Genomic DNA, 23,041 nt, shown 5'->3' with positions numbered 1-23,041 from the left:
ACTATTTAGTTGTATAGTACAACTAAATAGTGAGGGCATAACATGCACACCGAAAACCCCGTAGTCAGCGTTATCCGTAGTTCCTCGCGTCTGATGGTGCGAGAGTTAGGCTTTATGGCTTCCACTCTGGCCTCAACCCATTACTCACCCTCGGCCGTGCACACCCTCGTCGAAATCGCGTTGCGCAAGGATATGACGGCGGGTCAACTGGTGCAGCTGCTGGGTCTGGAAAAGTCCAGCGTCAGCCGAATGCTGGCTCGCCTGATTGCCGCGGGTGAACTGGAAGAGGTGGTCTCCACTGACGATGCCAGAGCAAAATGTCTCAGGTTGACTGCGAAAGGCCATGAGACGGTCAAAAAAATTAATACCTACAGCAACGAGCGAGTTGTCTCAGCGATAAAGTCCCTGGAGCCCGCTCAGCAGCAAACCATCTCTCAGGGATTATCCCTTTACGCCAACGCGCTGCTGGCGTGTCGTGAGACGACTGTCGATACCCGCCCCGACGAGCTTAAGATTGTGCAGGGCTATCTACCCGGCATGATTGGCCGCATTGCCGAAATGCACGGGTGCTATTACGCCCGAGAGCATAATTTTGGTCGCTTCTTTGAGGCCAAAGTGGCCGCAGGTCTGGCTGAGTTTAGTGGTCGGCTGGACAAACCCTGTAACCAGGTCTGGCTGGCGGTGATGAACGACAGGATCGTGGGGTCGGTGGCAATCGATGGCGAGGACTTAGAACAGGGCGAAGCCCACCTGCGCTGGTTTATTATCGACGACGGCTGTCGGGGCCATGGCGCGGGAAGAAAATTACTTACCGAAGCCATGCGTTTTTGCGACAGCATCGGGTTTTCAGCCGTGCATCTCTGGACGTTTAACAAGCTGACCACCGCCCGGCGGCTGTACGAATCGTTTGGGTTTACGCTGGTGAAAGAGTGGGAAGGCGACCAGTGGGGAAGCCTTATGACGGAGCAGCAGTTTACCCGGCACAGAGACGCGTAGCCGCCGCCATAAAAAAGGCTCCTTTCGGAGCCGCTTGGTATCAGAACGCTTTCTTATACGGTCGAACCGTCACCTTCGCATACACGCCCGCAGCAACGTAAGGGTCAGCGTCAGCCCAGGCCTGAGCGGCTTCCTGGGATTCAAACTCGGCAATGACCGTGGAGCCCGAAAAACCAGCGGCACCCGGATCATTGCTGTCAACCGCAGGCATTGGGCCAGCGGTCAGTAACCGGCCTTCATCCTGGAGCAACTGCAAACGCGCGAGGTGGGCAGGGCGAACAGACTGGCGTTTTGCGAGTGAATCAGCAACATCTTCAGAGTAAATCACGTAAAACACGGCGAAGCTCCTTAACCGATAAAAGTGTCAGTTACGTTATGTGAAAGGGCAAACGACTGCAATGTAAAATAAAAACAATGTTAATGTCCTGATCTGAATGCGCCTTTTTTGGCCTCTTATGCGCTAAAGTTGCGCCAGAGCAAAGTGTCTTATTGAATATGATTGCTATTTGCATTTAAAATCAGTATTCGGTTTTTTAACGTTGATGATTATGACTTCGATGACCCTTGATTTACCTCGCCGCTTTCCCTGGCCGACGCTGCTTTCCGTCGTGATTCACGGTGCCGTTGTGGCGGGTTTGCTGTATACCTCGGTTCATCAGGTTATTGAAATGCCAGCACCCGCGCAGCCGATTTCGGTGACGATGGTATCGCCAGCGGATCTCGAACCGCCGCAGGTTGCACCTCCGCCGCCACAGCCGGTTGCTGAGCCGGAGCCAGAACCCGAACCCGTTCCGGAGCCGCCGAAGGAAGCCCCGGTGGTTATCCATAAACCTGAACCGAAGCCAAAACCTAAACCGAAGCCAAAGCCGGTGAAGAAGGTCGAAGAGCGTCCGAAACGCGAGGAGCGTCCGGTTGAACCGCGCGCGACCCAGCCGGTTGAAAATGCAGCGCCTTCACGTCCGGTGATGAACAATACGGCAACGACCGCAAAGCCGACGGTAAGCGCGCCAGCGGGTCCGCGTGCCCTGAGCCGCAATCAGCCTCAGTATCCGCCTCGCGCTCAGATGTTGCGCATTGAAGGCCGCGTGCGGGTGAAATTTGACGTCACGGCGGAGGGGCGCGTTGATAACGTGGAAATCTTGTCGGCTCAACCGTCTAATATGTTTGAGCGAGAAGTGAAATCGGCAATGCGCAGATGGCGTTATGAGCCCGGCAAGCCTGGTAATGGGCTGATAGTGAACATTGTTTTCCGCCTGAACGGCGGGGCGCAGATGGAATGAAAAAAGCCTCCTGATGGAGGCTTTTTTTTTTGCCTGTCGATTAGGCCTGCGGAAGCTGACGAGGTTTACCCTCGCTGTCCACTGCGACATAAATAAACAGCGCTTCGGTGGCCTTGTAGCGCTGTCCAATCGGCTCAGAAGAGACTTTTTTAACCCATACTTCAATGTTGATTGAAATAGAGGTGTTGCCGCGCTTGACGCAGCGCGCGTAGCAGCAAACCACATCACCCACCGCAACCGGGCGCAGGAAGGTCATGCCATCCACCCTCACGGTGACCACACGCCCATGGGCGATCTCTTTTGCCAGAATTGCGCCGCCCATATCCATCTGCGACATCAGCCAGCCGCCAAAAATATCGCCATTGGCATTGGTGTCAGCGGGCATTGCCAGTGTGCGTAAAACCAGTTCGCCCTGAGGGGCGTTAGTTGTTGTCATTGTTTTAACTCGTAACGGAAGACTTCAGGCGGGATGCTACTATGATTTCGAGGCGGAGAGAATAGACCAGAACGCCTGTCGTTAACGTCCTGGTCAGTCATTAATCAGTGCTTGTCGTCCTGCGGCATGTGGCGATATATATAGACGCCGCTTAACAGCGTGAAGATAAGCGTCAGCGCGGTCAGGCCGAAGACCTTAAAGTTGACCCAGATATTCTGCGGCAGCCAGAAGGCGATATAGATGTTGGCGAGGCCGCAGAGAATAAAGAAGACCGCCCAGGCGATATTCAGACGCGACCAGACTTCCTGAGGCAGGGCCAGCTCTTTGCCCAGCATGCGCTGGATCAGCGGCTTTTTCATTACCCACTGGCTGATTAGCAATGCACCCGCAAACAGCGCGTAAATCACGGTCACTTTCCACTTAATAAATTCATCGTTGTGGAAGAACAGAGTAAGCCCGCCGAACACGGCGACCAGGACGAACGTGATCAGCGCCATTTTTTCGACTTTACGATAGCGAACCCAGCTGTAGATCAGTACAACAGCGGTCGCAACGATCAGCGCAGTGGTCGCGGCATAAATGTCATACAGCTTATAAAAAGCAAAAAAGACCACGAGCGGTAAAAAATCAAGAAACTGCTTCATTCTGTGATTCCATCTTCTGAGCGGGGCGGGAGACAGCGATGTCCCCGCCTCTGGATTACTGACGAATTAACATATACAGGCGGAACAGGTAGACCAGCAGTACCGCTGAAATCAGATTGCTCAGCGTATTCGCTACCACTGCACCAACGTTTGGCGTTAATACTGCAAAATTCGGTGCAAACAGTAAGAGGAGCGTTTTGGCGAGCAGCCAGCCGATCACGGCGGGAGCCACCAGACGCATATTAGCCCATGCCAGTCTGATGCTGCTGCGCATCGCGGTAAAAATACCCATTTTGTCCTGCACAACCATGACCGGGGCAAAGGAGAGCACGATAGCCAGTAACACACCCGGCACCACGACCAGCATAATCCCCATTTGCACCAGCAGGGTGGTTAAAAAGATCAGGATAAACAGCTTAGGCAAGACCGGCGCGCTGGCACCAATCGCCCGTAAGGCGCTGATCCGGTGACCCGCCGATACCAGCTGAATCATCAGTAAAACGCCGCCCGCCAGAACCGCATTACCAATAAGGCCTGAGAAGGTGGATGCGGCAGAGGCCCGCAGCAGAATTTGCTGCTGCTCCGGCGTCATGTTTTGCACCAGCTCAAACAACCCCACGCTTCCCGCAAGATGGTCGCCCTGGCTCAGGCTGGCAATCTGTTCTTCACTCGGTGAGAACGCATGACCCAGCACCACCGTGATAAAGGCGCAAAGCAACGCGATCAGTAAAAAGGTTATGAACTGATTGCGGAAAAAGTTTCCCGTGTCACGGTAGACAGACTTCGCCGTGATAGACATGCACTCTCCTTGAGTATTGCAGGTGTTAATTAGCCGGCAATTGTACACCGGATGCGCCTGCTGTGGCAGCATCAAGGCTTGTATGGAAAAGCATATCTTTGTAAAGCGGCGGTAATCCAACGCGCGCCCGGGCGCGATTGCAGGATTTATTGACCTGCCCATCTTCTCCCGACATGGCAAATTCCCGGCACGGGCTGGGACGATCCTCATAGATAGAACACCGGGTAGAAACCCCGGGCTCACCCTGTAGCGCCGCACAGCGGACCTGTTTTTGGTTCGTGCCGCTCATGCAGCGCAGAAAAGGCGTTAGCGGCTCTGTGAGATGAACCGGAACGGTACCGCCGCCATCGCTGGCTTCGGCCCAGTAGAAAGAGACTCGAAAATACGCACAACAGGCTCCGCACGTCATGCACGGGTTTTTATCACTCATGGCACACCTGCAAATGAAGAACGCATCAAATCAACTTGTGAGAGCGCTAAATTATCCAGCCGCCAGAGGAAGAGCAAGAGGGGGAAATGAGAAAATTATGTAACTGTGAAATGCCAAAAATTGACATGGAAACAACTTATTGCTTTTTGATGTGCCACAAAAAATTAACCCAGATCAATGAATGTTAAATTACTGGTTTTAATGTGATCTGCGGCAGATCACTTAATACTCTTTTGTGAGTATATTCTCACCCGCGATTAAAACCACAACGATGGAGCGGATATGAAAAAATTAGCGGTGGCAGCCCTTGTATTAAGCAGTCTCTCTGGCGGCGCGTATGCGCATGAAGCAGGCGAATTCTTTATTCGTGCCGGTTCGGCTACGGTTCGTCCAACTGAAGGTTCTGATAACGTGCTGGGGATGGGCGGTTTTAACGTCAGTAATAACACCCAGCTAGGGTTAACCTTTACCTATATGGCGACGGATAACATTGGTGTTGAGCTTCTGGCCGCAACGCCTTTCCGTCATCGCGTAGGTCTTGGACCAACCGGTGATATCGCCACGGTGCATCATCTGCCGCCAACGCTGATGGCGCAGTGGTACTTTGGTGATTCAAGCAGCAAGGTGCGTCCTTATATTGGCGCGGGCGTGAACTACACCACCTTCTTTGATGAGAAGTTTAACGATACCGGGAAAGAGGCCGGTCTGACCGATCTCAGCCTGAAAGATTCGTGGGGGATGGCAGGGCAGGTCGGGCTGGATTATCTGATTAACCGCGACTGGTTAATCAACGCCTCCGTCTGGTATATGGATATTGATACCGACGTACGCTTCAAAGCGGGCGGTCAGCAGCAAAGCATCAGCACTCGCCTCGACCCGTGGGTATTTATGTTCTCTGCGGGTTATCGTTTCTGATCTCCCGTCAAACTGGCCACGCGGTGGCCAGTTTGTTTTGCACGCTTCAAAACGACGGATACACCGGTCGCTCATCAAGTTTTACGCAATGCCTCAGGACCTTTTCCCCATCATATAAATAGCTGAAAGCGTCGCTGGACGTGGAATGGAAAAGAATATCGCCATTCGCAAACGGGATAATTTCGGTATCTCCCGCGCGCTTGTGTCCCGCACCGGTTTCGAAATGACCGCGCCACCTTTCCTGCGTATGGTCGTAAACGTGCAGAATAATCTCGACGAGCCCTCTTTCCGGACAATTAAGGCGCAGGAAGGTAGATGAGAAATTCAGGGAGAGTGCGTGAAAGGGAATCAATAGGGTGAAAACCAGTAAAGCTCGTAAATACATCAAACCGCTAAAACCTCCTTTAAAAGGGATATAAGATTTTACTTAAGTCGAAGGTTTGGGTTTTGCCGTGGATCAACACGCCTTACAATTCAAAGCGATAAAGGCCCCTTACGAGGCCTTCAGCGATCATTTTTGAATCAAATAGCGAATGGTCGGGCCATCCTGCTGGATGTCCAGCACGGTGTAGCCGTGATTTTTGGCATCCAGCGGAATGTTGTTAATGGACTGCGGGCAGTCGCTCACCACTTCCAGAATTTCACCTTTTTTAAGCTGCGGGAGCGCTTCAAGCGTCGCGACGGCCGGGTAAGGGCAAGGTTCACCGACCATATCCAGGCGGTAGTCAGGCACGATATCTTTCATGCAGCATTCTCCTGCGTTTCAGTTTTGACGGTGGCACGACGAAAGAACCGTTTCTCCTGCGCGACGACCAGTAAAAAAGCGACAAGCAGCAGGCCATAGGTGACCAGCAGGCCGCCGAGCGGACCGAAAGCGCTCAGCAGGTTGACCTTATCCCAGCTCGTGGCTAGCGCCGGGGAGAGATCGTCCCAGAAGTACGCCAGGATTGTTGAGCCAATAACATTCCCCAGGCCTACCCACCAGTAATGCACCTGACCTTCAACGGCGCGGTACATCCAGCCGGTTTCACATCCGCCGGCCAGCACAATTCCGAAGCCAAACAGCAGACCGCCAATAACCGCGTTAGGACCGGCCCACATGATTTTCGGTTCGACGCCTAGCTGAACATAGCTGAAGATCCCGATGGCGCTGACCGCCATCCCGGCGATAATCGCCTTCGCCATCATCGTGCGGCCGGTGATCCACATATCGCGAAACGCTGAGGTGAAGCAGATCTGCGCGCGTTCAATGAGCAGGCCAAAACCCACGCCGAACAGCATTGCCAGGCCGAGTTTGTGCTGGTTCATGGCCGTACACAGCGCCCATGCCACCATAGCGAAAAAGACCAACATACCGAGGCGGAAACGGCGACGCGCCTGAGAGGGCTTTTGCGTCAGCGGCGACGCGGCGCTCACTTTGACCATTTTGACGGGAATACGAAACAGCGGCAGAAGGGTAAATTTAGCGCCAAAGTAAGAGCCGATGGCCGTAGCGACAGCAAAGAACCAGGCATGCAGCGAAAACTGAGGGATCCCGGTAAAGAAGGCGGCAAGGTTACACCCCATCGCCAGGCGCGCGCCGAATCCGGCAATGATACCGCCGGCAACCGCCTGCAAAATGCGGATCCGGCTTTTGGGCATCCTGAGCTTGACGTTATTTGCCCACAGCGCAGCAGCAAAACAGCCGCCGAACATGCCGATGATCATCATGCCGTCGATGCGGGTTAGCGGCGTGCCGTCCAGATGAATGAGTTTAAAGTATCCCCACTCTTCGGTATGCACGCCAGCCAGTTGCAGCAGTTGCCCACCCCAGCGGGTGAACTCGCCGGTAACTGCCCAGAAGGTGCCTGTAATGCCGAAGTAGTAAGTAGAGAGAATGCCCGCCGCAATGACGGCCGGGACAGGTGACCAGAACTTAACCAGGTAAGTCTGTTTGAAGTATTGCCATGACATGAATAAGCCTCTGAACTCAGAAGGTTAATACTTAAAAGAGACCAGATAATACGCTTATGGCAAGGGTTGAAAAGCCATTCACACCGAAAATATCGACAGGATCAATTTTGACCTAATCCTTTGGTGACGATGGGCACGGAAGGGGAACCGTCTGGCTGGAATGCCAGACGGTAGAAGGGTTATGCTTTGCGCGTCGCGGCTTTCATGCCGCTTACGAACGCTTTCAGCTCGGCCAGCATCTGCTCTGGCTTGTCCACGTTCTTCTCAATGATTTTGACGATAGCAGAGCCGGAGATCGCACCTGCCGCTTTCGCCTCAATCGCCGCGGTGACCTGATCGGGAGATGAAATACCGAAGCCCTGCAGCGGAGGTGCAGCGTGGTATTCAGCCAGCTTTTCCACCAGATGATGCAGCGGCAGCGCCGCCTTGTTCTCAGCACCGGTCACGCCCGCGCGGGAGAGCAAGTAGGTATACCCGCGTCCGTAAGAGGCAATCTGGCGCAGCAGCTCGTCATCAGCGTTAGGTGGGCAGATGAAAATCGGGGCGACGTTATGGCGCATCGCCGCCTGGCGGAACGGCGCAGATTCTTCAACCGGCACGTCGGCTACCAGCACCGAGTCAACGCCCACCCGCGCGCACTCGGCATAAAATTCGTCGATGCCGCGGTTAAACACCAGGTTAGCGTACATCAGCAGACCAATAGGAATGGTCGGGTGCTTCTGGCGGATCGCGGCCAGCATCTCGAAACACTGGGTTGGCGTCACGCCCGAAGCAAATGCGCGCAGCGTCGCGTTCTGAATGGTTGGGCCATCCGCCAGCGGGTCAGAGAACGGAATGCCCAGCTCGAGTGCATCAGCGCCGGCTTCAATCAGGGTGTCAATAATCTTCAGCGACTGTTCCGGGCCCGGATCGCCCAGAGTGACGAAGGGAACGAACGCGCCTTCCTGGCGGGATTTCAGCTCTGCAAATACGTTATCGTAGCGTTCCATCAGATTTCCCCTCGTGCTTTCAGAATATCGTGAACGGTGAAGATATCTTTGTCACCGCGACCGGAAAGGTTCACCACCAGCAGCTGTTCTTTTTCCGGGTTTTCTTTAATCATTTTCAGCGCATGTGCCAGCGCGTGCGAAGACTCCAGCGCCGGGATGATCCCTTCGCTGCGACACAGCGTTTTGAATGCTTCCAGGGCTTCGTCATCGGTAATGGAAACATAATCCGCACGACCGGTGCTGTTCAGGAAGGCATGCTGTGGCCCAACAGAGGGGAAATCGAGACCGGCAGAAATAGAGTAAGACTCTTCAATTTGGCCTTCATCGGTCTGCATCATTGGCGCTTTCATACCGAAGTAGATCCCCACGCGGCCATGCTTCAGCGGCGCGCCGTGTTCGCCCGTTTCAATTCCGTGGCCGGCGGGTTCAACGCCGATCAGGCCCACGCTGGTGTCGTCAATGAAATCGGCAAACATGCCGATGGCGTTAGACCCGCCGCCAACGCAGGCGATAACGGCATCCGGCAGGCGACCCTCTTTTTCGAGGATCTGTGCTTTGGTTTCTTCACCGATCATGCGCTGGAATTCGCGCACGATGGTCGGGAACGGATGCGGACCCGCAGCGGTACCCAGCATATAGTGCGCGGTCTCATAGCTGCCAGACCAGTCGCGCAGCGCTTCGTTACAGGCATCCTTCAGCGTGGCGGAGCCGCTGTGCACCGGGATCACTTCGGCGCCCATCAGACGCATGCGGAACACGTTTGGCGACTGACGCTCAACGTCTTTCGCGCCCATGTAGATGCGACACTTCAGGCCGAGCAGGGCGCTGGCGAGCGCGGAGGCGACACCGTGCTGGCCCGCGCCGGTTTCAGCGATGATTTCGGTTTTGCCCATACGCTTTGCGAGCAGCGCCTGGCCAAGAACCTGGTTGGTTTTATGGGCACCGCCGTGCAGCAGATCTTCACGCTTCAGATACAGCGTGGTTTTCGTGCCTTCCGTCAGGTTACGGCATTTTGTCAGCGCCGTTGGGCGGCCTGCGTAATTTTTCAGCAGGTCGGTAAATTCAGCCTGAAACGCCGGATCTTTCTGCGCGCTGACAAAGGCTTCTTCCAGCTGGCGCAGCGCGGGCATCAGGATTTGCGGGACGTACATCCCACCAAACTCACCAAAGTACGGGTTAAGTAATGTCGTCATCTTCTCTTCCTTAATATGCACGCAGAGTTTTAAACACTGAGGCCAGTTTGCTGGCATCTTTTATGCCGGGTTGGGTCTCTACGCCTGAATTGAAATCAAGGCCTGCGCAGCCGGTTTTGGCGGCTTCAACACAGTTATCCGGGCTTAATCCACCCGCCAGCAGGACGTTGTCCAGCTTTTCGCCGTTCAGCAGCGACCAGTCAAATCGCTGGCCCGTGCCGCCCTGGCCGTTATCGAGGACGTATTTGTCCACATGGCTCAGGTTTCGCGCGGGCAAGGTATCGCCGACGCTTTGTGCTTTCCAGATCTGCACCTGAGGCGCGAGAGCGGTTCGCAGGGCATCGATATACGCCTGATCTTCGCCACCGTGGAGCTGCACCGCGCTCAGAGATAACGACTCGGCTTTTGCCACGACATCTGCGATATCCGCATTGCGGAACACGCCGACATAGCTGAGAGGGGCCGCGGCGATCACCTTACGCGCCTGCTCTTCGCTCACCGCCCGAGGGGAGGTATCCACGAAAATCAGTCCGCCGTAAATGGCACCTGCTTCATACGCGGCCTGGGCATCCTGTTCGCGGGTCAAGCCGCAGACTTTGTTTTCACCCAGCAGCACGCGTCGCACGGCAGCATTGAGATCGTCATGCTCCATCATGGCGGAGCCAATCAGGAAACCGTTAGCAAAGTGGCTCAGCTCGCGCACATGGGCGTAGCTGTTAATCCCGGACTCGCTGATAACGGTTACGCCCGGGCCCAGGCGCGGCGCCAGCTGGCGCGTGCGGTTGAGGTCAATCGACAGATCCCGCAGATCGCGGTTGTTGATCCCGACCACTTTGGCCCCAAGTTCGATGGCGCGTTCCAGCTCCTCTTCGTTGCTAACTTCGGTCAGCACGCCCATATTCAGGCTGTGCGCGACGGCAGCGAGCTGGCGATACTGTTCGTCATCAAGCACCGAAAGCATCAGCAGGCAGGCATCAGCCTGGTAGAAACGCGCCAGCCAGATCTGATACGGGTCAATTATAAAGTCTTTGCACAGGATCGGCTGCGGCGCGATGCCGCTGACGATCGGCAGAAAATCGAAGCTGCCCTGAAAATATTTTTCGTCCGTCAGCACCGAGATAGCTGACGCATGATGCTTATAAATGCCGGCAATACGCGCCGGGTCGAAATCGTCACGAATAACGCCTTTAGACGGGGACGCTTTTTTGCACTCAAGAATAAACGCGGTGCGCGCACCCTGCAGGGCGTCATAGAAACGACGGCTGCTCGGGACGACGTCGTTCTGGAAACTGGCAAGCGGCTGCTGTTGCTTGCGGGCTTCCACCCAGATGGCCTTGTCGGCAACGATTTTCGCTAAAACGGTCTGCATTCTTTACCCTCTTGCCGCAAGTGCGGTAACGCGATCGTAAGCTGCACCGGAGCGCAGTACATCCAGAACTTTTTGAACGTTGGCCTTCAGGTCTTCCTCACCGTGCAAACGCATCAGCATGGCGACGTTGGCAGCAACGGCGGCCTCATGGGCGACCTCACCCTTACCTTGTAATAAGCGCGTCAGAATGTCACGGTTTTCTTCCGGCGTACCGCCTGCCAGCGCTTCCTGATGATACGGCGCAAGGCCGAAGTCGGCAGCGTCCAGCTGGTAGCTCAGAATCTCACCGTCGCGCAGTTCGGCCACCAGCGTCGGGGCATGCAGCGACACTTCATCCATACCGCCGCTGTGCACCACGGCAGCACGCTGGTAGCCCAGGACGCGCAGCGTTTCTGCAATCGGCAGGACCAGCTCCGGGCTATAGACGCCAATCAGCGCCAGCGGCGGGTGAGCCGGGTTAATCAGCGGCCCCAGGACGTTAAACAGCGTGCGGGTTTTAAGCTGCTGACGAACCGGCATCGCGTGGCGGAAACCGGTGTGATACTTCGGCGCAAACAGGAAGCAGACGCCCAGATCATCCAGCGCTTCACGGGAACGCTCGGCGTTCATATCGAGATTAATACCGAATGCGGCGAGCAAATCAGACGAGCCTGACCGGCTGGAAACGCTGCGGTTACCGTGTTTCGCGACCTTCAAACCACACGCTGCCGCCACGAAGGCGCTGGCGGTGGAGATATTGATGCTGTTACTGCCGTCACCGCCGGTGCCGACAATATCGGCAAACTGATAGTCCGGGCGCGGGAACGGCGCGGCATTTTCCAGCAGGGCCGTGGCGGCGCCGGCGATCTCCTGTGGGCTTTCGCCGCGCACTTTCATGCTCACCAGCGCGGCAGCCAGCTGCTCAGGCTTCAGCTCGCCGCGAACCACCGCGGAGAAGAGCTGGTGGCTCTCCTGCTGGCTCAGGGTCTGAGCCTGGTACAGTTTTTCCAGAATTGGCTGCAGGGTGTTGGTCTGCTCCAGCTTCTGTAACGCCCAGTCCAGGGTCTGTTCCAGCAGACGGGCACCGTGGGAGGTCAGGATCGATTCCGGGTGGAACTGCATGCCGCAGACGCGGTCAGCGTCGTGACGTACCGCCATCACCATTCCTTCAAACGAGGCGTTAATGGTCAGTCCGGCGGGAATGTTGCTTCCGACCAGCGAGTGGTAGCGTGCAACCGGGAGCGGATTCGGCAGCCCGGCAAACATCGCCTGGCCGTCATGTTCGATGCTGGACGCTTTACCGTGCAGGATCTCACCCGCCTGGCCGACGTAGCCGCCGTAGGCTTCAACGATGGCCTGATGGCCCAGGCAGATGCCGATAATCGGCAGCTTGCCGCGCATGCGGGTCAGCAGCTCGGGCATACAGCCCGCCTCGCTCGGTGCGCCAGGCCCCGGGGAGAGCATCAGCACCGGGTTTTGCATGGTTGCCAGACGGTCAATCAGGGTCTGCGCCGGTACATGGTTGCGATAGATAACGACGTTATGACCATTCGCACGCAGCTGATCTGCCAGGTTATAGGTAAAGGAGTCGATATTATCGAGCAGCAGAATATCAGCCATCAGAAAATCTCCTGTGCATGGTGTGCGGTTGCAATGGCGCGAAGGACCGCACGTGCTTTACTGCGCGTTTCGTCAGCTTCAGACTGCGGAACAGAATCAAGAACAATCCCGGCTCCCGCCTGTACGGTAGCAATACCGTCTTCGACATAGGCGGAGCGGATCACGATGCAGGTATCGAGGTCACCGTGGGCCGTGAAGTAGCCCACCGCGCCGCCATAGCTTCCGCGACGGCGCCCTTCGGCCGCGGCAATCAGCTGCATGGCGCGCACTTTCGGCGCACCGCTCAGGGTGCCCATGTTCATGCAGGCGCGATAGGCGTGCAGCGCGTCGAGATCGTGGCGCAGCTCGCCGACCACGCGGGAGACCAGGTGCATCACGAACGAATAACGGTCAACTTTGGTCAGGTCCGCCACGTAGCGGCTGCCCGGGGTGCAAATGCGGGCCAGATCGTTACGCGCAAGGTCAACCAGCATCAGGTGCTCGGAGAGCTCTTTGTGGTCGGTACGCATTTCAAGTTCGATGCGGCTGTCCAGATCGCGATCCAGGGAGCCGTCGGCACGACGCCCGCGTGGACGGGTTCCGGCAATCGGGTAGATCTCAATCTGGCGGCTGGTGGCGTCATATTTCAGCGAGCTTTCCGGCGACGCGCCAAACAGCGTGAATTCGTTGTCCTGCATAAAGAACATGTACGGGCTTGGGTTACTCTTCTTCAGCACTTCATAGGCCGCCAGCGGGGACGGGCAGGGCAGTGAGAAGCGACGGGAAGGCACCACCTGGAAAATTTCCCCGGCGCGAATCGCCTTTTGCATCTGGCGAACCACGGCACCGAACCGATCGTCCGTCTGGTTTACATCGCATGTCATTTTTTCCACGCGCTGCACCGGCAGCGCAGGTGGCGCTTCGCGCATCTGCTGTTCCAGTTGTGCGATACGGTGTTCGAGGCGTTCTTTCTCCGCGCTGGACGGCGTGAACAGGCTAGCCTGAATGCGGGTGTACTTTTTCTGATGGTCGATCACCAGCAGGGTTTCAGCCAGATAGAAGCAGTAATCCGGGCAGCGGTTGCCCTGTTCCGTTTCCGGCAAATCTTCGAAACCGGCAACCAGGTCGTAAGCAAACAGCCCGCCAAAGAACATCGCTTCACGTTCCTCTGCCGGCACGGTGACCAGATTCTGCAGCAGGCGGAAGGCATCGAAAACGGAAAGAGAGCAGAGCCGCGCGTCTTCGTCCAGCAGCTGGCTGACCGCCGGGAAATGCAGAATGCGCATTTCCGGGTGGCGTTCATTTTCAATACCTGAAGGCAGAGCGGCATCCAGCAGCGGCAGAAGCGATGCGCCATTGTCCGACAGCGCCTTGATCGTGACGGTATCACCTAACGCGGTAATGCGCAGTGCGCTATCAACCAGCAGCAGACTCTTGAGATCGTCCTTGCTGTCGATATCCGCAGATTCCAGCAGCAAGGTCGCCGGACGGGCACCGCACACCTGATGAAACAGGGCAGTAGGGTTGTGACGATAGGCCGCCTCGCAGGTCAGCAATTCGAGGTGTGGTTTGGCTGTTTGCATTATGTTGTTCTCATTTTCTGTTCAAAAAAAAGCCCGCTTGGTAGCGGGCTGGGTATCTGTTTGCATTTCGCAGACGCGTGACACTGCCCGAAGATCAGGAAGTACGCCACCAACCGTGCAGAGTGAAATGTGCTGTCATTTTCAGATACCTTTCTCGTGTGAACTTGCGTACTAGTTAACTAGTTCGATGGCGTATTGTCAACCCTTGATTTCAGAATTTCGCGTTAAGTCGGTATCATGGTGGTTTCGGATGTCTCCAACCTGTTATGGGAAGTGCTTTGAGCGATACCACCTACGCCATTATTTATGATTTACACAGCCATACTCAGGCCTCTGATGGCCTGTTGACACCCGAAGAACTGGTTCACCGTGCCGTTGAAATGCGCGTTGGCACGCTGGCGATAACCGATCACGATACGACAGATGCCATTCCGGCGGCGCGCGCCGAGATTGCCCGCAGCGGGCTGGCGCTGAACCTGGTCTCCGGCGTCGAGATATCCACGCTCTGGGAAAACCACGAAATTCATATCGTTGGCCTGAACATCGATATAGAACATCCGGCACTTCGCGCGTTTTTGCAAGAACAAAAAACGCGCCGCAACCAGCGTGCAGAGATGATCGGCGAGCGTCTGGAAAAGGCGCATATTCCGGGCGCGCTGGAAGGCGCGCAGAAGATGGCGAACGGCGGGGCGGTGACTCGCGGCCATTTCGCCCGTTTTCTGGTTGAGGCAGGCAAAGCAACGACCATGGCGGATGTCTTTAAAAAGTATCTGGCACGGGGGAAAACCGGATACGTTCCGCCACAGTGGTGTACAATAAAACAAGCTATTGATGTGATTCATCATTCTGGCGGTAAGGCCGTGCTGGCCCATCCGGGACGGTATAATCTTTCTGCTAAATGGCTGAAAAGACTGCTGGCACACTTTGCCGAATGCGGCGGTGAGGCGATGGAAGTCGCCCAGTGTCAGCAGGCGCCCAACGAGCGTGCGCAGCTCGCGACCTATGCCCGCCAGTTTGGCCTGCTTGGGTCACAAGGGTCTGATTTTCATCAGACCTGCGCCTGGATCGAACTGGGGCGCAAGCTCTGGTTGCCCGCTGGCGTTGAACCTGTCTGGCAGCTCTGGGAACAGCCGCAGCAAATTGAAGAGAGGGAAGTATGAGTCAGTTTTTCTATATCCATCCGGATAACCCGCAGCCGCGCCTGATTAACCAGGCCGTGGAGATCGTCCGCAAAGGCGGCGTGATCGTCTACCCGACCGATTCAGGCTACGCGCTGGGCTGCAAAATTGAAGATAAAGGGGCAATGGAGCGCATTTGCCGTATTCGCCAGCTGCCGGACGGCCATAACTTTACCCTGATGTGCCGCGACCTTTCTGAGCTGTCGACCTACGCCTATGTCGATAACGTGGCGTTTCGCCTGATTAAGAACAACACGCCGGGTAATTACACCTTCATCCTGAAAGGGACAAAGGAAGTACCGCGTCGTCTGTTGCAGGAAAAACGTAAAACCATCGGCATGCGCGTGCCGTCGAACCCGATTGCGCAGGCGCTGCTGGAAACCCTCGGTGAACCGATGCTCTCTACCTCGCTGATGCTGCCGGGAAGTGAGTTTACCGAGTCCGATCCGGAAGAGATCAAAGATCGCCTCGAGAAAGTGGTCGAGCTGATTATTCACGGCGGTTATCTCGGCCAGCAGCCGACCACCGTCGTCGACTTAACCGAAGATGCCCCGGAAGTGATTCGTGAAGGCGTGGGCGACGTAAAGCCTTTCTTGTAAAGGTATAAGCAGATATACTACGCGGCCATCAAAGCAGGGCGCGGCCCTGTTTTGACCTGATTCGACGCCTGTGAAGGCGACACCTGAGGAAGCTCAATGAGCGAGAAGTTACAGAAAGTGCTGGCGCGCGCCGGCCACGGTTCACGCCGTGAAATCGAAGCCATTATTGAAGCGGGCCGCGTGAGTGTGGACGGTAAAATCGCCACGCTGGGCGACCGCGTAGAAATCGTACCGGGGCTGAAGATCCGCATCGACGGTCATCTTATCTCCGTAAAAGAATCCGCTGAGCAGATCTGCCGCGTGCTGGCTTACTACAAGCCGGAAGGCGAGCTGTGCACCCGCAACGACCCGGAAGGTCGCCCGACGGTGTTTGACCGTCTGCCTAAACTGCGTGGCGCTCGCTGGATTGCCGTCGGTCGTCTGGACGTGAACACCTGCGGTCTGCTGCTGTTTACCACCGATGGTGAACTGGCGAACCGTCTGATGCACCCGAGCCGTGAAGTGGAACGCGAATACGCCGTGCGTGTATTTGGCCAGGTTGATGAAAATAAACTGCGCGATCTGTCGCGCGGCGTTCAGCTGGAAGACGGTCCTGCGGCGTTCAAAACCATCAAATTTACCGGTGGGGAAGGCATTAACCAGTGGTACAACGTGACGCTGACCGAGGGCCGTAACCGCGAGGTGCGTCGTCTTTGGGAAGCGGTGGGCGTCCAGGTTAGCCGTCTGATTCGCGTCCGCTACGGCGACATTCTGCTGCCAAAAGGTCTGCCGCGTGGTGGCTATACCGAATTGGATCTGACGCAAACCAACTACCTGCGCGAGCTGGTTGGCCTGACGCCAGAAACCACCTCTAAAGTGGCGGTAGAGAAAGATCGTCGTCGCATGAAGGCGAATCAGATTCGCCGTGCGGTGAAGCGCCATAGCCAGGTGAGCAGCAACCGCCGCTCCGGCAGCCGTAACAACAACGGTTAAAAACGAAAGCCCGGTCAGTGACCGGGCTTTTTTTTAATAATCAATCCCGATTTGCGCTTTGATGCCCGCATCGAAGGCGTGTTTCACCGGACGCAGTTCGCTGACGGTATCTGCCAGCTCCAGAATATCCCGATGACACCCGCGCCCCGTGACGATAACCGTCTGATGCGCTGGGCGGTTTTTCAGGGCTGTCAGCACGGCCTCCAGCGGCAGATAGTCGTAGGCGACCATGTACGTTATCTCATCCAGCAGAACCATATTCAGCGTGGGGTCAGTCAGCATTCTTTTGGCGTGCTCCCAGACGGCGAGACAGGCTGCGGTATCGGTTTCCCGGTTCTGCGTGTCCCACGTAAACCCGGTCGCCATCACCTGAAACTCTACGCCGTGAGGCTCAAGTAAATTTCGTTCGCCGTTGGGCCATTCGCCTTTGATAAACTGGATAACGCCGACTTTCTGCCCATGGCCGACCGCGCGGGTGGCAGTACCAAACGCGGCAGTGGTTTTCCCTTTGCCGTTGCCGGTAAACACGATGACGATCCCACGCTCGTCCTGCGCTGCCGCGACGCGTGCGTCGACCTGTTCTTTCAGACGCTGCTGGCGCTGCTGATGACGTTCTTCACTCATTGCGAAATTCCCGGTTTACGGCCCGGCTGGGCGTCAAAGGTCATCCCGGTCTTGCGGCGGCTGTCGTCGCCCATCAGCCAAAGATAGAGCGGCATAATATCGGCCGGGGTTTTCAGCTTCTGCGGATCTTCGCTCGGGAACGCGCTGGCGCGCATTTTGGTGCGCGTACCGCCCGGGTTAATGCAGTTCACGCGAAGATGACGGCTCTGATACTCCTCCGCCAGCACCTGCATCATGCCTTCGGTGGCGAATTTTGATACGGCATAAGCACCCCAGTTTGCGCGCCCTTCGCGGCCTACGCTGGAGGAGGTAAAGACCAGGGAGCCTGACTCGGATTTGAGTAATAAAGGAAGCAATGCCTGGGTGAGGAAAAACGTGCCGTTGACGTTAACCTGCATCACCTGCTGCCAGATATCCGGATCCTGTTCATCCATTGGCCGCACCTCGCCAAGCAGACCGGCGTTATGCAGCACGCCGTCGAGCCGTGGATAGTGGGTGCTGATGCGTCGGGCTAATTCCTGACACTCCGCGGGCGTACAGGTAAGTAAATCGAGCGTATACCACGGAACCGGAGTGCCGTATGCGGCCTCAATCTCCTGAGCGACGCTTTTCAGTTTTTCTTCGTTGCGCCCTATCAGAATAACGTTCGCGCCGTACTCGGCGTAGGTCAGGGCTGCCTCGCGGCCAATCCCATCGCTGGCACCGGTGACAAGAATGATCCGGTTCTGCAGCAGATTTTTTTGCGGTTGATAATGCACGGTGGCTCCTCAGGTGCCCGGTGATTCAGTGGCACCTTCATAATGACTTTTCGGCTTTATGCCCGAATTAGCATGAGAATTCAATCAGTCTACAGGACGCATTACTGTAAAATTAACAATTTGCAAATATTTAAACTACATGCCGGGGATTCCTGAAGGCGGCTCGCAGAGGTAATGTCACGAGCGAGACGCATGGGCAGGGCTGTTGTACACTGCCGTGAAAGATTCGTGGTTAAATCAAGGTGGAACGCGTGGAATTACTTTCTCAATATGGGTTGTTTTTGGCCAAAATCGCAACGGTGGTGATTGCCATTGCGGTGATTGCCGTTCTGATTGTCAACCTGACGCAGCGTAAGCGTCAGCGTGGGGAGTTACGCATCACCCGCCTGAGCGAGCAGTATAAAGAGATGCAAGAAGAGATGTCTCTCGCGCTGCTTGATAGTCATCAACAGAAACTGTGGCTGAAGGCACAGAAGAAAAAGCATAAACAGGATGCCAAAGCGGCAAAGGCAAAAGCGAAGCTCAACGTGCCGCAGGATAAGGCCGCGCCACGCGTTTACGTGCTCGATTTTAAGGGCAGTATGGATGCACATGAAGTTTCCTCTTTGCGGGAAGAGGTCACCGCCGTTCTGGCCGTGGTGACCCCGCAGGATCAGGTTGTTGTGCGTCTTGAAAGCCCGGGCGGTGTAGTTCATGGCTATGGGCTGGCAGCCTCGCAGCTGCAGCGCCTGCGTGAAAAACAGATCCCGTTGACCGTTGCCGTGGATAAAGTGGCGGCGAGCGGGGGCTATATGATGGCCTGCGTGGCGGACAAAATTGTTGCCGCGCCGTTCTCCATTATTGGTTCAATCGGCGTGGTCGCCCAAATTCCGAACTTTAACCGCTTCCTGAAAAATAAAGAGATTGATATCGAACTTCACACGGCGGGTCAGTACAAACGCACCCTGACGCTGCTGGGGGAAAATACGGAAGAAGGGCGTCAAAAATTCCGTGAAGATCTCAACGAAACGCATCACCTCTTTAAAGACTTTGTGCACCGGATGCGCCCAGCGCTTGATATCGAACAGGTGGCGACGGGTGAGCACTGGTACGGGATCCAGGCGCAGGAGAAGGGGCTGGTGGATGAAGTCGGGACCAGCGACGACCTGCTGCTCAACCTGATGGAAGGCCGGGAGCTGGTTGGTGTGCGCTTTACCCAGCGTAAGCGACTGCTGGATCGCTTTACCAACAGTGCGGCAGAGAGTGCGGACCGCCTGCTGCTCCGCTGGCTGCAGCGCGGACAAAAACCGCTGCTGTAAACAAAAACGCGAGGCATATGCCTCGCGTTTTGCATTAATCGATCAGGTGATATTTCTCTGAAAGCGTATGCGCCAGGTATTTAAACATGTTAAACACGGCGGTGCTTTTCGGGGTTGGTAACCCCTGTTCGTCAAGGAAGTATTCGCCGCTGAAAATCAGCACCCCATTACGCTGCTCTACGCCGGTGGCTTCAATGCCCGCCAGCGTATCTTCATGGTCACGGATAAGCTTGTTTGCTTCGATAAGCAGAGAGGCTCGGTCAATAGGTTGGGTCGTATTCTGCATAATCCACTCCTTAAACAGTGACAATAGTCTACGCCGAGGGCGCTTTGGGGGCAAATTTTCCCTGTAATGTGAGGGGATAAGGTACCGGGACCTGGCTGGCAGGATTTGCTTTTGCATGCTAATAAAGTTGCGTAACGAATTTTATCAGGTAGAGTGTGCGCTTTCGTCATTCTGGCAACAGAATTGCTTGACATTCAACCTGGAATTCGTCACGAATTACACGAGATGTGAGAAAAATACCCGAAAACTCAATCACCTGGGCGTTTTTTGTTTGACGCTCAGTAAGTCAAAGGGGTTGATATCTCCTGACGCAGTCGCAATATCATTGGCTCGTCGTCAGCGGAAGGGAAATCAACGTGCGGCGTATTCCTGGAAGAATTAAATTAGGTAAAGGTGAATATGGGTAAAGCTCTCGTCATCGTTGAGTCCCCGGCAAAAGCCAAAACGATCAATAAGTATCTGGGTAATGACTACGTGGTTAAGTCCAGCGTCGGTCATATCCGCGATTTGCCGACCAGTGGCTCAGCCAGCAAAAAGAGCGCAGACTCTACCTCCACCAAAGGGGCTAAAAAGCCTAAAAAGGATGAACGTAGCGCGCTTGTCAACCGCATGGGTGTTAACCCATGGCACAACTGGGATGCACAATATGAAGTGCTGCCCGGGAAAGAAAAAGTCGTTAACGAGCTGAAGCAGCTTGCTGAAAAAGCAGACCACATCTATCTCGCAACCGACCTTGACCGCGAAGGGGAAGCCATTGCGTGGCACCTGCGGGAAGTGATCGGTGGTGATGACAAACGCTACAGCCGTGTAGTGTTTAACGAAATTACGAAGAATGCGATTCGTCAGGCTTTTGAAAAGCCGGGCGAGCTGAATATCGACCGTGTAAACGCACAGCAGGCACGTCGCTTTATGGACCGTGTAGTGGGTTACATGGTTTCTCCACTGCTGTGGAAAAAGATTGCCCGTGGGCTGTCCGCAGGTCGTGTGCAATCGGTCGCAGTGCGTCTGGTCGTTGAGCGTGAACGCGAAATTAAAGCCTTCGTGCCGGAAGAGTTCTGGGAAGTCGATGCCAATGTGACCACGCCGGGCGGTGACGCTCTGCCGCTGCAGGTAAGCCACCAGAACGACAAGCCTTTCCGTCCAGAAAACCGCGACCAGACCATGGCCGCCGTAGCGCTGCTGGAAAAAGCGCGCTATCAGGTGCTGGAACGAGAAGACAAACCGACCAGCAGTAAGCCTGGTGCGCCGTTTATTACCTCGACGCTGCAGCAGGCTGCAAGCACGCGTCTGGGCTATGGCGTGAAGAAAACCATGATGATGGCCCAGCGCCTGTATGAAGCGGGTTACATCACCTATATGCGTACCGACTCAACCAACCTGAGCCAGGACGCGGTGAACATGGTGCGCGGTTACATTGGTGACAATTTCGGTAAGAAATACCTGCCGGAAACTGCTAACCAGTTCGCCAGCAAAGAGAACTCTCAGGAAGCGCACGAAGCGATTCGTCCTTCCGATGTCTCTGTGTTAGCCGAATCGCTGAAAGACATGGAAGCCGACGCCCAGAAGCTGTATCAGCTGATCTGGCGCCAGTTCGTTGCGTGTCAGATGACGCCAGCGCAGTACGACTCCACCACGCTGACCGTCGGTGCGGGTGATTTCCGCCTCAAGGCGCGCGGTCGTATCCTGCGTTTCGACGGCTGGACGAAAGTCATGCCAGCGCTGCGTAAAGGTGATGAAGACAGAACGCTGCCGGCGGTTAACAAAGGTGACGAACTGTCTCTGGTTGAATTGATCCCGGCTCAGCATTTCACCAAGCCGCCTGCGCGCTTCAGCGAAGCCTCTTTGGTGAAAGAGCTGGAGAAACGCGGTATCGGTCGTCCGTCAACCTACGCATCCATCATCTCGACGATTCAGGACCGTGGCTACGTACGTGTTGAAAACCGTCGTTTCTACGCGGAAAAAATGGGTGAGATCGTCACTGACCGTCTGGAAGCCAACTTCCGCGAGTTGATGAACTACGATTTCACCGCGCAAATGGAAGACAGCCTCGACCAGGTCGCCAGCCATCAGGCGGAATGGAAAAAGGTGCTCGATAGCTTCTTCAGCGACTTTACCGACCAGCTTGAAAAAGCGGAGAAAGATCCTGAAGAGGGCGGCATGCTGCCTAACCAGATGGTACTGACCAGCATCGACTGCCCAACCTGTGGCCGTAAGATGGGGATCCGTACTGCCACGACGGGCGTTTTCCTCGGATGCTCCGGCTACGCGCTGTCGCCAAAAGAGCGCTGCAAAACCACCATCAACCTGGTGCCTGAGAATGAAGTTCTCAACGTGCTGGAAGGTGACGATGCGGAAACGAACGCTCTGCGTGCCAAACGCCGCTGCAAAAAATGCGGCACGGCAATGGACAGCTACCTGATCGATCCAAAACGTAAACTGCACGTGTGCGGTAATAACCCAACGTGTGATGGATATGAGATCGAAGAGGGTGAGTTCCGCATTAAAGGCTATGACGGCCCGATTGTGGAGTGCGAGAAGTGTGGTTCTGAAATGCACCTGAAAATGGGGCGTTTCGGTAAGTACATGGCGTGCACCAACGACGAGTGTAAAAACACGCGTAAAATTCTGCGTAACGGTGAAGTGGCGCCGCCGAAGGAAGATCCGGTTCCGCTGCCTGAGTTGCCGTGTGAGAAATCCGACGCGTACTTCGTGCTGCGTGACGGCGCTGCGGGTGTCTTCCTGGCCGCCAACACCTTCCCGAAATCGCGTGAAACGCGCGCGCCGCTGGTCGAAGAGCTGCATCGTTTCCGCGATCGTCTGCCTGAGAAACTGCGTTACCTGGCCGATGCGCCGCAGCAGGATCCGGAAGGCAACAAAACCGTGGTGCGCTTTAGCCGTAAAACCAAGCAGCAGTATGTTGCGGCGGAAAAAGAGGGTAAAGCGACCGGATGGTCAGCCTTCTTTGTCGATGGCAAATGGGTTGAAGGCAAGAAATAATCTTCCCTTACCGTAACTTACCTGTAAAAGGGCCGGACTTCCGGCCCTTTTTTATTGCCTTGTTATTATTTTTTGTTCCGTACTATACAGTCAGGCTATAAATGATATAGTGGTTATAGTTAACCTGTTTTTTATTATTAAATCGTCTTAAGCGATTGACCGCG

General features: G+C 55.5%; 25 protein-coding genes and 1 other annotated feature. Of the genes, 9 read left to right on the top strand and 16 right to left on the bottom strand.

The window, feature by feature from the left end; translation table 11 throughout:
• Positions 1 to 42 precede the first annotated feature (42 nt).
• Positions 43 to 996 (top strand): bifunctional helix-turn-helix transcriptional regulator/GNAT family N-acetyltransferase, encoded by a 954-nt coding sequence (locus ACWHWP_RS13385; protein ID WP_447855797.1) that lies wholly within the window; start codon positions 43 to 45, stop codon positions 994 to 996.
• Positions 997 to 1,036: 40 nt separating this feature from the next.
• On the opposite strand, the gene ACWHWP_RS13380 is transcribed toward ACWHWP_RS13385, so the two are convergent.
• Complete coding sequence (locus ACWHWP_RS13380; protein ID WP_063429624.1) at positions 1,037 to 1,333, bottom strand: YciI family protein; 297 nt, start codon at positions 1,331 to 1,333, stop codon at positions 1,037 to 1,039.
• 220 nt (positions 1,334 to 1,553) lie between these two features.
• On the opposite strand from ACWHWP_RS13380, the gene tonB reads away from it, so the two are divergent.
• Positions 1,554 to 2,276: a TonB system transport protein TonB gene (gene tonB / locus ACWHWP_RS13375; RefSeq protein WP_447856678.1), complete on the top strand. Its 723-nt coding sequence runs from the start codon at positions 1,554 to 1,556 to the stop codon at positions 2,274 to 2,276.
• Between the two features lie 40 nt (positions 2,277 to 2,316).
• On the opposite strand, the gene yciA is transcribed toward tonB, so the two are convergent.
• From yciA to ACWHWP_RS13355, 4 genes are all read right to left on the bottom strand, one after another.
• On the bottom strand, positions 2,317 to 2,712 hold the full coding sequence (gene yciA / locus ACWHWP_RS13370) for an acyl-CoA thioester hydrolase YciA (RefSeq protein WP_008502796.1): 396 nt from the start codon (positions 2,710 to 2,712) through the stop codon (positions 2,317 to 2,319).
• Between the two features lie 104 nt (positions 2,713 to 2,816).
• Positions 2,817 to 3,356, bottom strand: coding sequence for a septation protein A (locus tag ACWHWP_RS13365; RefSeq protein ID WP_447855795.1), 540 nt, complete (start codon positions 3,354 to 3,356; stop codon positions 2,817 to 2,819).
• Positions 3,357 to 3,411: 55 nt separating this feature from the next.
• Entirely contained in the window at positions 3,412 to 4,155 is a 744-nt protein-coding gene (locus ACWHWP_RS13360) for a YciC family protein (protein ID WP_447855794.1), read from the bottom strand.
• 25 nt (positions 4,156 to 4,180) lie between these two features.
• On the bottom strand, positions 4,181 to 4,585 hold the full coding sequence (locus ACWHWP_RS13355; protein WP_447855793.1) for a YkgJ family cysteine cluster protein: 405 nt from the start codon (positions 4,583 to 4,585) through the stop codon (positions 4,181 to 4,183).
• A 282-nt stretch (positions 4,586 to 4,867) separates the two neighbouring features.
• Here ACWHWP_RS13355 and ompW point away from each other — a divergent pair, with 282 nt between their 5' ends.
• Together ompW and ACWHWP_RS13345 are read left to right on the top strand one after the other, a co-directional pair.
• On the top strand, positions 4,868 to 5,500 hold the full coding sequence (ompW, locus tag ACWHWP_RS13350; protein ID WP_059309855.1) for an outer membrane protein OmpW: 633 nt from the start codon (positions 4,868 to 4,870) through the stop codon (positions 5,498 to 5,500).
• Between the two features lie 145 nt (positions 5,501 to 5,645).
• Positions 5,646 to 5,819, top strand: coding sequence for a hypothetical protein (locus ACWHWP_RS13345; protein WP_165587294.1), 174 nt, complete (start codon positions 5,646 to 5,648; stop codon positions 5,817 to 5,819).
• Positions 5,820 to 6,011: 192 nt separating this feature from the next.
• On the opposite strand, the gene yedF is transcribed toward ACWHWP_RS13345, so the two are convergent.
• The 8 genes from yedF to trpL all read right to left on the bottom strand — a co-directional run bounded on the left by yedF (position 6,012) and on the right by trpL (position 14,304).
• On the bottom strand, positions 6,012 to 6,245 hold the full coding sequence (gene yedF, locus ACWHWP_RS13340) for a sulfurtransferase-like selenium metabolism protein YedF (RefSeq protein WP_006175744.1): 234 nt from the start codon (positions 6,243 to 6,245) through the stop codon (positions 6,012 to 6,014).
• Positions 6,242 to 7,453: a selenium metabolism membrane protein YedE/FdhT gene (gene yedE / locus ACWHWP_RS13335; protein ID WP_447855792.1), complete on the bottom strand. Its 1,212-nt coding sequence runs from the start codon at positions 7,451 to 7,453 to the stop codon at positions 6,242 to 6,244. Before yedE ends, yedF begins: the two co-directional genes overlap by 4 nt.
• A gap of 179 nt (positions 7,454 to 7,632) precedes the next feature.
• Positions 7,633 to 8,442, bottom strand: coding sequence for a tryptophan synthase subunit alpha (gene trpA, locus ACWHWP_RS13330; RefSeq protein WP_059309857.1), 810 nt, complete (start codon positions 8,440 to 8,442; stop codon positions 7,633 to 7,635).
• Positions 8,442 to 9,635, bottom strand: a complete 1,194-nt coding sequence (trpB, locus tag ACWHWP_RS13325; RefSeq protein ID WP_047348255.1) for a tryptophan synthase subunit beta — start codon at positions 9,633 to 9,635, stop codon at positions 8,442 to 8,444. The genes trpA and trpB overlap by 1 nt, the downstream gene beginning before the upstream one ends.
• 10 nt (positions 9,636 to 9,645) lie before the next feature.
• Positions 9,646 to 11,004, bottom strand: a complete 1,359-nt coding sequence (trpCF, locus tag ACWHWP_RS13320) for a bifunctional indole-3-glycerol-phosphate synthase TrpC/phosphoribosylanthranilate isomerase TrpF (protein WP_063956632.1) — start codon at positions 11,002 to 11,004, stop codon at positions 9,646 to 9,648.
• Positions 11,005 to 11,007: 3 nt separating this feature from the next.
• Entirely contained in the window at positions 11,008 to 12,603 is a 1,596-nt protein-coding gene (gene trpD, locus ACWHWP_RS13315) for a bifunctional anthranilate synthase glutamate amidotransferase component TrpG/anthranilate phosphoribosyltransferase TrpD (RefSeq protein ID WP_047348257.1), read from the bottom strand.
• Positions 12,603 to 14,165 carry an anthranilate synthase component 1 gene (locus tag ACWHWP_RS13310; protein ID WP_447855791.1) on the bottom strand — a complete coding sequence of 521 codons (1,563 nt, stop codon included), beginning with the start codon at positions 14,163 to 14,165 and terminating at the stop codon, positions 12,603 to 12,605. The genes trpD and ACWHWP_RS13310 overlap by 1 nt, the downstream gene beginning before the upstream one ends.
• Before the next feature lie 23 nt (positions 14,166 to 14,188).
• Positions 14,189 to 14,283: a sequence feature (Trp leader region), on the bottom strand.
• Positions 14,260 to 14,304, bottom strand: a complete 45-nt coding sequence (trpL, locus tag ACWHWP_RS13305) for a trp operon leader peptide (protein WP_106993556.1) — start codon at positions 14,302 to 14,304, stop codon at positions 14,260 to 14,262. (Overlaps the previous feature by 24 nt.)
• 127 nt (positions 14,305 to 14,431) lie before the next feature.
• Between trpL and rnm the strand changes: the two genes are divergently transcribed.
• From rnm to rluB, 3 genes are all read left to right on the top strand, one after another.
• Positions 14,432 to 15,325 carry an RNase RNM gene (gene rnm, locus ACWHWP_RS13300; RefSeq protein WP_447855790.1) on the top strand — a complete coding sequence of 298 codons (894 nt, stop codon included), beginning with the start codon at positions 14,432 to 14,434 and terminating at the stop codon, positions 15,323 to 15,325.
• Positions 15,322 to 15,942 (top strand): L-threonylcarbamoyladenylate synthase, encoded by a 621-nt coding sequence (locus ACWHWP_RS13295; RefSeq protein ID WP_003856793.1) that lies wholly within the window; start codon positions 15,322 to 15,324, stop codon positions 15,940 to 15,942. The genes rnm and ACWHWP_RS13295 overlap by 4 nt, the downstream gene beginning before the upstream one ends.
• A 96-nt stretch (positions 15,943 to 16,038) precedes the next feature.
• Positions 16,039 to 16,914, top strand: coding sequence for a 23S rRNA pseudouridine(2605) synthase RluB (rluB, locus tag ACWHWP_RS13290; RefSeq protein ID WP_008502809.1), 876 nt, complete (start codon positions 16,039 to 16,041; stop codon positions 16,912 to 16,914).
• 33 nt (positions 16,915 to 16,947) lie between these two features.
• Here rluB and cobO read toward each other — a convergent pair whose 3' ends face one another.
• Complete coding sequence (gene cobO, locus ACWHWP_RS13285; RefSeq protein ID WP_059309861.1) at positions 16,948 to 17,538, bottom strand: cob(I)yrinic acid a,c-diamide adenosyltransferase; 591 nt, start codon at positions 17,536 to 17,538, stop codon at positions 16,948 to 16,950.
• Complete coding sequence (locus ACWHWP_RS13280) at positions 17,535 to 18,296, bottom strand: YciK family oxidoreductase (protein WP_063429643.1); 762 nt, start codon at positions 18,294 to 18,296, stop codon at positions 17,535 to 17,537. Before ACWHWP_RS13280 ends, cobO begins: the two co-directional genes overlap by 4 nt.
• Before the next feature lie 251 nt (positions 18,297 to 18,547).
• Between ACWHWP_RS13280 and sohB the strand changes: the two genes are divergently transcribed.
• Complete coding sequence (gene sohB / locus ACWHWP_RS13275; protein WP_447855788.1) at positions 18,548 to 19,594, top strand: protease SohB; 1,047 nt, start codon at positions 18,548 to 18,550, stop codon at positions 19,592 to 19,594.
• A gap of 34 nt (positions 19,595 to 19,628) precedes the next feature.
• On the opposite strand, the gene ACWHWP_RS13270 is transcribed toward sohB, so the two are convergent.
• Positions 19,629 to 19,880, bottom strand: coding sequence for a YciN family protein (locus tag ACWHWP_RS13270; RefSeq protein ID WP_059309864.1), 252 nt, complete (start codon positions 19,878 to 19,880; stop codon positions 19,629 to 19,631).
• Positions 19,881 to 20,279: 399 nt separating this feature from the next.
• Between ACWHWP_RS13270 and topA the strand changes: the two genes are divergently transcribed.
• The gene (topA, locus tag ACWHWP_RS13265) at positions 20,280 to 22,877 is read left to right on the top strand and encodes a type I DNA topoisomerase (protein WP_063429647.1); all 2,598 of its coding nucleotides are present in this window, start codon (positions 20,280 to 20,282) and stop codon (positions 22,875 to 22,877) included.
• Positions 22,878 to 23,041 lie beyond the last annotated feature (164 nt).

It is taken from the genome of Enterobacter sp. WI-ESBL-E8 (genome assembly GCF_053364895.1).
The sequence above is the reverse complement of the archived record's forward strand: the minus strand, read 5'-3'. Positions and strand labels throughout refer to the sequence as shown.